The organism is Chloroflexota bacterium (genome assembly GCA_020850535.1).
Classification (GTDB): Bacteria; Chloroflexota; UBA6077; order UBA6077; family JACCZL01; genus JADZEM01.
The window spans coordinates 1-9,103 of the sequence record JADZEM010000103.1 but is presented as its reverse complement, the minus strand read 5'-3'; the positions used below and the strand labels follow the sequence as shown (position 1 = coordinate 9,103).

Here is a 9,103-nt window from a genome sequence, read left to right as displayed (position 1 = left end):
GCGCGACGGCCGTCGGGAACGGCAGGCACTGGTGCGACTGGAGCGTCGCGCAGCGACTGCAGGATCGTAGGCGGGGCTTTCAAGCCCCGACGCGGCGGCACGACGACATCAACATGCAATCGCCCTGCGACGCACGGTTGCTCTCTTGAGGCCGCCGCCTCGCATCTGGCGGCCCATGATGCAGGGGCGGACTCCGTCAGGTCTGCCGGAAGGCGATGGTCACCGGGCTGCCGATCTCCAGCGTCTGCCCCGTGGGCGTGAGCGTGCCGCGCTCCGTATCGACGCGGAACGTCACCACCGTGTGCGACGCCTGGTTGGCGGCGTAGAGGAACGTGCCGGTCGGGTCGAAGCTGAAGAAGCGAGGCTGCGCGCCCTGGGTCGGCTCCCAGCCGATGGGCGTCAGCTTTCCCGTCGCGGCGTCCACCGCGAAGATCGCGATGCTGTTGTGCCCGCGATTGGAGACGTAGACGAACCGCCCGGACCGAGCCACCATGATCTCGGCCGTCGAGTTGCGGCCCTCGAAGCCGGCGGGCAGCGTCGTCTGGACCTCCAGCTCGTCAAGCTGGCCGGTCGCCGCGTCGTAGGCGAAGGTCGTCACCGTCGAGTCGATCTCGTTGCACTGGTAGGCCAGCGGGCGCGTCGGATGGAACGCGAAGTGGCGGGGGGCCGCGCCCGGGCGGGCCTGCACGGACCCCTGCGCGCTCGGCGCGATCTTGCCGTCCGCGTCCACGCTGAAGACGTAGGTGCGGTCGTACCCCTTGTCCGGCACGACGAAGAACTTGCCGTCTGGCGCGATCGGGATGTGGTGCGGGTGCGAGACGTTCTGCTCGGTCGGGTGGGGGCCGGGCTGGCCGACCAGCGTGACCAGATCGGACATCGGGCCGAGCGAGCCGTCCGGGTTGACCGGCAGCGCGGCGACCTTCCCCGCGTTGTAGACGGCCACTACCGCGTAGGTGACCAGCGGCGAGACCGAGATGGCGACGGGATTCGGGCCGCCGCAGGACTGCGCCCCGAGCGGCGAGATCCGGCCCGTCGCGCGGTCGATGGCGTAGGCGCTGACCTCGCTGAAATCGTTGCCGCCGTGCACGCTGTAGAGCGTGTCGCCGTCTGGCCCGAGCGAGAGCCAGGACGGGTTCCCGATGCCGTCGAGCAGTTGGAGGTGGGTCCACCTGCCCGTCCGCTGGTCCATCTCGTAGACGTTGATGCCGTTGCCCTGACCGTCGCGGTCTGGCGTGGTGTAGCAGCCGACATAGGCGTAGGTCGCCACGATGCTCCCCCTCTGTTGCCGCCCGGGTCCGCGCCACGATGGTCGGACGCCGGCAGGGGTAAGCGTAGCCGAACACGCCCCCGCCGGGGCGCGGTGGGGGAACCTCCCTGACACGCCTGTCCGACGAAACCTGACACGCGCGTCGGGGGTTCGGGCGTACAATGTGTCAGCGTCAGCAGCGCATGCGTCAGGCCGTCTCGACGATGGCCGGCCGAGGGGATGCAGCGGCGCACGCTCGGACAGGATGCGGACGGTCAGACGATGCAGGATGCGAGGGCGCTGCTCGGCAGGAACATTCTGTATCTCGCCTGGGCTCAGGCCTGCATCGCCACGTTCGGCAGCCTCTACTTCAGCGAAGTGATGAAGTTTCCGCCGTGTACCCTGTGCTGGTATCAGCGGATTCTGATGTATCCGCTCGTCCTGGTGATCGCCGTCGGCATTCTGCGCCGGGACGCCGGTGTCCATCAGTACGTTCTTCCGATAGCAGTTCTCGGCCTCGTGATCTCGGTCTATCACAATCTGTTGTACTTCCGAATCATTCCCGAGGAAATTCAGCCGTGTACCGTTGGCATCCCATGCACGACGATCCAGATCGAGTGGTTCGGGTTCATCACCATTCCACTGATGTCGATGACGGCGTTCACCGTGATCGCGATCTGCATGGCGATTCACCGCCGCATGGCAGCAGGGACGTAGACCTATGAGTGTCGCACGGAAGGATGCTGGTACCAGCCGTCGGTCGGCGCGGGCGCAGAAGCGCAAGCAGCGCGGCCTGAGCACGGAAGCGATCACGCTGATCGTCATCGGCGTCGCGCTGGCCGTCGTCGCCGGGCTGTTTCTCCTGTTCAGCGGGTCATCCGGCTCGTCGGCATCCGCCACAAAATCCCAGGGTGCCGGCGTCCTGGTGCGTGACGACAGCATCCGCTTCGGGCCGCCAGACGCCAAGGTGACGATTGTCGAGTTCCTCGACTACGAGTGCGAAGCGTGCGCGGCGATGCACCCGACGTTCGAGCGCATCCGCAAGGAGTACGGCGACCGCGTCACGACGGTGATCCGCTACTTCCCGCTGCACAAGAACTCCGTGCTGGCGTTCAAGGCCGCCGAGGCGGCCGGCCGCCAGGGCAAGTACGAGGCGATGTACGCGATGTTGTTCGAGCAGCAGCGGGTCTGGGGCGAGAAGAACGAGCCGCAAACCGAGGTGTTCGTCGACTTTGCCCGCCGGTTGGGGCTGGACGTCGAGCAGTTCCGCCGCGACCTGGGTGACCCGACCATCGACGAGAAGATCGGTCGGGACCGGGCGGACGCCATGGCGGCCGGCGTGCGCGGGACGCCGACGTTCTTCATCAACGGCGTCCAGGCCGGCAACGTCATGCCCTACGACCAGATGAAGAGCAAGATCGAGGCGGCGCTGCGCTGAGCCGCCCCGTGCACAGGAGATTGTCATCCCGACCGCGGCGAGGAACGGCCTCCCTTTGTCATCCCGAGCGGAACGACCTCCCCTCGTCATCCCGAGCGGAACGAGCTTGCGAGTGAAGTCGAGGGATCGTCCTCCGCGTCACAGCAGCTGAAGATCCCTCTCCACTCCGCTCGTTCCTCGCCGCGGTCGGGATGACGGGGTGGTGGCGGTGATCGCCTGGGGCATGCCGAGGTGGGCCGCCTTGCGGCGGAGGAAGGCCCCGAGGGCACTCTTGGAGCGGTGCAGGGCCTGGGCTGTCACGCGGAGTGCCGCGGCCGGCTGGCTGGCGAACGGACCGAGCGCCGCTATCGCACTTACCAAGCACACGGTCTGCCAGGGCTGGCCGCTCGCGCATACTGGCAGCAGGGGTCGGCGCTCTCGCAGGCGTACGGTCTGGCAGACGACGCAGAGGGCGTGGCAGCCCTCAAGGAGAAGCGGCAGCCACAGTTCACAGGCGAGTAGCCGCCCGACCGATCCCGCGCGCATCCTCACACGTTGACAATGAGCAGACAGAACGGGCAGTGACGCACGTCCGTTGCAAGGGGGCAGCTGGTGGCGGAACGAGGCTGGGAACGGCGCTTCGAGCAGTACGCGGCTGAGATCATCGGCCAGAGCGGCATTCCGGGGGCGGCGGTTGCCCTGGCGCACCAGGGGAAGGTCGTCTACGCCCGAGGATTCGGGCACCGGGACGCAGCCCGCAAGCTGCCCGTCACGCCTGACACGCGCTTCGGCCTGGGCTCGGTCACCAAGTCGTTCCCGGCCCTGGGCATCATGCAGCTGGCCGAGCGCGGCACGCTCTCGGTGCACGACCCTGTCACCCGGTGGCTCCCGGAGTTCCGCCTGCCCCACCCCGACGACGCGCAGTTCACACCAGCCATCACCATACACCACTTCCTGACCCATTCCAGCGGCCTCCCGCCCGAGCCAGCGCTCTTGCACGCCCGCGCTGGGAGCATCGCCGCTGATCCGGACTTCGAGCGCTTCTCGCCCCGCCCGATGGGCATCCCGGCCGACATCGCGACCTGGGAGCGGGTCCAGACCTACGAGGGGCTGATGGCGCTGATGGCGCGGCAGTCGTTCCGGGTGCTGGGGCCGCCCGGGAGCGTCATCAGCTACTCGAACGAGGGGTATGTGCTGCTGGCGGCCATCGTGGAGCGGGCCAGCGGCCAGACCTTCCCGGAGTACCTCCAGGAGCACATCCTCGGGCCGCTGGAGCTGGCCCGCACGGGGCTGTACACCCGTGAGACGCCGCCGCGGGAGCCGGAGGTTGTCCCGTTCGCCGTGGGCGTGCGTGACGGCCGGCGCGAGATCTTCGGCTCGCCGGCCTGGTGGGACCAGGGCACCATGTACGGGAACGGCGGGCTGAAGTCGACCGTGCTCGATCTGCTCCGCTACCTGGAGGTCTACCGAACGGGTGGCGAGAGCGGGACCGTCCGCGTGCTCTCGGCGGCCGGCGTCCAGGCGATGACGACGCCGCACATGCCGATCCCCCTGGGTGGGGCCTACGGCTACGGGCTGCGGGTGGCGGACGTGCCCGGCCTCGGGCCGACGGTCGGGCACAGCGGCGGCAACAAGGGCGTCGCGACGCAGGTGGTGGTGCTGCCCGAGCACCAGGTGACGGCCGTGGCTCTGACCAACCTGGCGAACGCACCGGCCACGCAGCTCGCCTCGGGCGTGGTCAACGCCTACCTCGGGGAGCAGCCGTCGATGCCCTGGGCTGTGTTCCCCGAGCACGCGGTGGACCGCAAGCAGCTCTCGCGGTTCGTGGGGGTCTACCTGGGGCAGCCGGGCACGCGGGTGCGAGTGGCGGCGCGCGACGGCGCGCTCTACGTGGCCCTGGCCGACGAACTCCAGCGGGCGCGACCCTACGCGGACACGGCGTTCGTGATCGAGGCGACGGGCGAGCCGGTCTGCTTCCTGGAGCGGCCCTCGGCGGACGGCCGCCCTGAAGTCTGGGCGCTGTGCAGCGGCCTGCGGACGCACCCTTCGGCAGTAGGCGGTGGAGCATAGTCGTGGGCCGTGGGCCGTGGGCCGTGGGCCGTGGGCCGTGGGCCGTGGGCCGTGGGCCCGTAGGGCGCCTGCCTGCGGTACGGGCTGCCGGTGGCCTCGTGCGATGCGTCTCCTGGCCGCACGCGTCACCCTCCACCGTTATCTCTGTTGCGTCGGGCGGATGAACGGCGTACGCGAACGCCACGGTAGCCGCCTGGGCAGGGAAGCCCGAGTGCAACGGCGACAGGATGAGGGTGCACATATGCCGCAGTACGACTACGACGTCCTCGTCATCGGCTCGGGGCCATCTGGTCAGCGAGCCGCCATTCAGAGCGCCAAGCTCCACAAGCGCGTCGCCATCGTCGAGAAGAAGGCCGTCGTCGGCGGCGTCTGCGTCAACAGCGGCACCATCCCCAGCAAGACCATGCGCGAGGCGGTGCTCCACCTCTCGGGCTATCGCTACCGCAACCTCTACGGCGCGTCGTACACCGTCAAGCAGAACATCACCATTGCTGACCTGATGTTCCGGACCGGCCACGTCGTCAACAACGAGATCGAGGTCATGCGGCACCAGTTGATGCGGAACGGCATCGAGGTGCTGGTGGCCGAGGCCGCGTTCATCGATCCGCACACGGTCCGGCTGGTCTCGCTGGACGGGCGCAGCCACCGTGACGTCAGCGCGCAGTCCATCATCCTGGCGGCCGGCACGCACGCCGCCCTCGACGAGCATATCCCGTTCGACGGGCAGCGCATCTTCACCAGCGACGACGTCCTGAACCTGGATCATCTGCCGCGCACCCTGACCGTCGTCGGGGCGGGCGTCATCGGCTGCGAGTTCGCCTGCATCTTCGCCACGCTCGGCGTGCGGGTCACCCTGGTCGACAAACGCGAGCGGCTGCTGCCGTTCGTGGATCGCGAGATCACCGATGCGCTCACCTACCGCCTGCGCGAGAACCGGGTGACCATCCGCCTGGGCGAGGAGGTGAGCAGCATCGAGCCGGTCACCACCGAGCACGGCGACCGCGTGCGGATCTCGCTGGCGAGTGGCAAGCAGATCCTGACCGAGCAGGCGTTGTACAGCATCGGGCGGCGCGGCGCGACGGACACGCTCAACCTCGAAGCGGCCGGGCTGACGGCGGACAGCCGGGGCCGGCTGCGCGTCAACGAGAAGTTCCAGACGGCCGCTCCGCACATCTACGCCGTGGGCGACCTGATCGGCTTCCCGAGCCTCGCCTCGACCTCGATGGAGCAGGGGCGGCTGGCGGCCTGCCACGCGGCCGGCGTCCAGGCGCAGGCGTCCTCAACGCTGTTCCCGTACGGGATCTACACCATCCCCGAGATCTCGATGGTGGGCCAGACCGAGGAGGCTCTGACCGACGAAGGCGTGCCCTACGAGATCGGGACGGCCCACTACCGGGAGATCGCACGAGGGCAGATCCTGGGGGACCAGAGCGGCCTGCTGAAGATCATCTTCCACGTGGATACGCGCAAGGTGCTCGGAGTGCACATCATCGGCGAGGGCGCCAGCGAGCTGATCCACATCGGGCAGGCGGTGATGGCGTTCGGCGGGACGGTGGACTACTTCGTGGACGCCGTGTTCAACTACCCGACGCTGGCCGAGTGCTACAAGACGGCAGGCTTCAACGGGATCAACCGGTTGACAGCCTGAGCGCGAACGGCGGCGCGTATACTCAAGCAAGCGGCCCGTTCCTGCACCGGCTGGAGGCTCGATGCCCACACGATCCGTTCACCTGTCCGACGACGAGGCCGAAGGACTCCGGCAGCTTCACGCAACAACCGGTCAGGCTGGCTGGCGCGTGCCCTGCAGCGCGGCTTGCAAGAGCCGCGGCTGGAGGAGGGCATCCGTGCCTTCGAGTCTGGAGAGAGTTCTTCCGAAAGGGTGAAAGCTCCGACTGACTCAACTGGGAGAATCGGCGCATGGCCGAGCAAGCCGGTAGCCGCCGCCAGACGGTCATCAACGCGCTCGCCGACGCTGTGTTGTCAATCGAGCGCGGACATCCGGTCCGCGTGGCAGTTGACGGCTGGTCTTGCTCGGGCAAGACATCCATTGCGGACGAGCTTGCAGCGGAAGTCGGGGCGCGTGGACGCTCGATCATGCGTGTCCACATCGATGATTTCCACTGCAAGGGCTATCGTGACCGCTCCCATATCGGTGAGTGGACACCGCGGCTGTACTGGGACGAGGGGTACGACTACGACATTTTCCGCGCCTGGGTGCTGGAGCCGCTTGGGCCGGGCGGCGACCGTCGCTGCCGAACAGATTTACGCACCACCTGGAACGATCAAGAAACACCAGCGGTCTGGCATGACATCGCAGACAATGCAGTGGCCATTGTTGACGGCACCCCGCTGCTTCACCCCCTGCTCGCAAGCCACTGGGACTACGTGATCTGGCTCCAAGTCGATATCGAGATGCTGGTGGAGCGGGCCTGTCGGCGCGATGGTCTATGGTACGGCTCCCGCGAGGCCGCGGAGCGGCGCTACCGTGGCTTTCGACAACCGGGGCACGAACTGTATGAGCGACTGGCCGCGCCGTCCCGGCACGCTCACGCAGTTGTCGACAACTGCAACTTCGAGTCGCCGAGGCTGCTCCGCGTCGGGCAGCCCTGATCTGTGACATAGGCGACACTCCGCGGTGGTACAGTGTCGGCCCCGGGGAGCCAGGGCGAGAAGATGGAGGGCGGGCTCATGAGCGGGATGTTCCACCAGGGGAACCGCGAGTTGCAGGCCCATTTCGACAGCGAGCGGCTGGCCGACAAGCTCGCGGAGCGGGCCGCCGAGCGCAGCGTCCGCATCCGCGACGACGACCGCGCCTTCATCGAGTCGCGCGACATGTTCTTCCTGGCGACCGCCGACGCCGAAGGCCGCCCCAACTGCTCGTACAAGGGCGGCGACCCTGGCTTCGTGCGCGTGGTGGACGACCAGACCATCGCCTTCCCCAGCTACGACGGTAACGGCATGTACCTCTCGGCGGGGAACACCCTGGTCAACCCGCACGTCGGGCTGCTGTTTATCGACTTTGGCGGCGATGTCGGGGGCGATGCTGGCAGCGGCGGCTCCGACAGCGGGCGACGGCTCCGGCTCAACGGCGAGGCCACCATCGACCTCGCGGACCCGCTCCTGGCCGAGTACCCCGGCGCAGAGATGATCGTGCGGGTGCGGGCGCGCGAGATCTTCGCGAACTGCCCGCGCTACATCCACCGCTACCGGCTGGTGGAGCGCTCGGTCTACGTGCCGCACGCCGACGAGACGCCGCCCGAGCCGGAGTGGAAGCGCAGCGACTGGGCACGCGAAGCGCTGCCGAAGCGGCGTCCGTAGTCCCACGGTCTCTGTGCTGCAGGCTCGGGGGTGAGAGCCCTTCCCGCACAATGTGCCATCAAGCCCCGCCCCGCTGGCGGAGGGTGACTCAGGCCAGCAGGTTGCCGAGGTCCGCCACTGAGCGCAGGTGCGGGTGGACATCCGTGCTCCGGCAGACGCCGTATGGGTCGAAGTGGAACGGCTGGAAGCCGGCCGCCCGCGCCCCCAGCACATCGTAGCGGACGGTGTCGCCGACGTAGACGCAGCGCTCAGGCGGCAGCCCCAGCAGGTCCGAGACATGATGGAAGATGCGCGGGTCCGGCTTCTCGACGCCGAAGACATGCGAGTCGATCACCGCGCGGACGGGCGTGCCAGCCCCCTCGCCGACCTGGCAGATGCCGTAGCTGCGAAGCTGCTGCTCGACGCGGCCATTGGCGTTGCTGATGACCGCCAGGGTGTGGCCGGCCTCGTGGAGCGCCCGCAGGCCGTCCCGCGAGCCGGGTACATGGTGGCTCCACCAGTCGCGCTCGGGCATCGACCACAACTGCGAGAGCAGGCCATGGGCGTGCTCGCGGTGATCCACATGAACGCCAAGCGCCTCCAGGAATGACACGAGGTACTGGCCAGGGATGTCGTTCGGGCCGAGGTGGCCGTCCAGCGCAACCACACCCGCGTAATGCGCCTGCTCGATCTGCAGCCGGTCAAAGACGATGCCGTGCGGATCGAGCATCTCGGCGACCGGCTCAGGGTGGGGGATCAGGAAGACGCCGCCCACGTCGAAGATCAGGGCGTCGGCATCGACAGCCTGGACTGGCAGATCGACCATCGTCGGGCACTCCCTCGCAACGCTCCACGGACCGAGCATGATATACCCGGAACACGGTTGCCACCGCACGACGGGCGCCCAGAGCGCAGGGCGATCGCATGTTGATGTCGTCGTGCGGCGGCGTCGGGGCTTGAAAGCCCCGCCTACGATCCTGCAGTCGCTGCGCGACGCTCCAGTCGCACCAGTGCCGGCCGTTCCCGACGACCGTCGCGCAGCGACGGTGTGACTGTAGGCGGGGACTTCAGTC

At 68.2% G+C, this 9,103-nt stretch carries 8 protein-coding genes; 6 read left to right on the top strand and 2 right to left on the bottom strand.

Features of this window, described 5'->3' with window-relative positions; translation table 11 throughout:
- Window positions 1-196: 196 nt before the first annotated feature.
- Window positions 197-1,267, bottom strand: coding sequence for a lactonase family protein (locus IT306_14520; protein ID MCC7369640.1), 1,071 nt, complete (start codon window positions 1,265-1,267; stop codon window positions 197-199).
- Between the two features lie 261 nt (window positions 1,268-1,528).
- On the opposite strand from IT306_14520, the gene IT306_14515 reads away from it, so the two are divergent.
- From IT306_14515 to IT306_14490, 6 genes are all read left to right on the top strand, one after another.
- Window positions 1,529-1,963 carry a disulfide bond formation protein B gene (locus tag IT306_14515; protein ID MCC7369639.1) on the top strand — a complete coding sequence of 145 codons (435 nt, stop codon included), beginning with the start codon at window positions 1,529-1,531 and terminating at the stop codon, window positions 1,961-1,963.
- A 4-nt stretch (window positions 1,964-1,967) separates the two neighbouring features.
- Window positions 1,968-2,684 carry a thioredoxin domain-containing protein gene (locus tag IT306_14510; protein MCC7369638.1) on the top strand — a complete coding sequence of 239 codons (717 nt, stop codon included), beginning with the start codon at window positions 1,968-1,970 and terminating at the stop codon, window positions 2,682-2,684.
- Window positions 2,685-3,275: 591 nt separating this feature from the next.
- Window positions 3,276-4,733, top strand: a complete 1,458-nt coding sequence (locus IT306_14505; GenBank protein ID MCC7369637.1) for a beta-lactamase family protein — start codon at window positions 3,276-3,278, stop codon at window positions 4,731-4,733.
- A gap of 241 nt (window positions 4,734-4,974) precedes the next feature.
- On the top strand, window positions 4,975-6,381 hold the full coding sequence (sthA, locus tag IT306_14500) for a Si-specific NAD(P)(+) transhydrogenase (GenBank protein MCC7369636.1): 1,407 nt from the start codon (window positions 4,975-4,977) through the stop codon (window positions 6,379-6,381).
- Between the two features lie 269 nt (window positions 6,382-6,650).
- Window positions 6,651-7,343, top strand: coding sequence for a uridine kinase (locus tag IT306_14495; GenBank protein MCC7369635.1), 693 nt, complete (start codon window positions 6,651-6,653; stop codon window positions 7,341-7,343).
- An 87-nt stretch (window positions 7,344-7,430) separates the two neighbouring features.
- Window positions 7,431-8,051, top strand: coding sequence for a pyridoxamine 5'-phosphate oxidase family protein (locus tag IT306_14490; GenBank protein MCC7369634.1), 621 nt, complete (start codon window positions 7,431-7,433; stop codon window positions 8,049-8,051).
- A gap of 88 nt (window positions 8,052-8,139) precedes the next feature.
- Here the strand turns inward: IT306_14490 and IT306_14485 are convergent, their stop codons facing one another.
- On the bottom strand, window positions 8,140-8,856 hold the full coding sequence (locus tag IT306_14485) for an HAD family hydrolase (GenBank protein MCC7369633.1): 717 nt from the start codon (window positions 8,854-8,856) through the stop codon (window positions 8,140-8,142).
- Between the last annotated feature and the right edge of the window lie 247 nt (window positions 8,857-9,103).

Bases quoted from the DNA above. Each gene is read 5' to 3' on its own strand.
- IT306_14485 (MCC7369633.1), bottom strand. From the start codon at position 8,856: ATGGTCGATCTGCCAGTCCAGGCTGTCGATGCCGACGCCCTGATCTTC.
- IT306_14510 (MCC7369638.1), top strand. From the start codon at position 1,968: ATGAGTGTCGCACGGAAGGATGCTGGTACCAGCCGTCGGTCGGCGCGG.
- IT306_14515 (MCC7369639.1), top strand. From the start codon at position 1,529: ATGCAGGATGCGAGGGCGCTGCTCGGCAGGAACATTCTGTATCTCGCC.
- sthA (MCC7369636.1), top strand. From the start codon at position 4,975: ATGCCGCAGTACGACTACGACGTCCTCGTCATCGGCTCGGGGCCATCT.
- IT306_14490 (MCC7369634.1), top strand. From the start codon at position 7,431: ATGTTCCACCAGGGGAACCGCGAGTTGCAGGCCCATTTCGACAGCGAG.
- IT306_14495 (MCC7369635.1), top strand. From the start codon at position 6,651: ATGGCCGAGCAAGCCGGTAGCCGCCGCCAGACGGTCATCAACGCGCTC.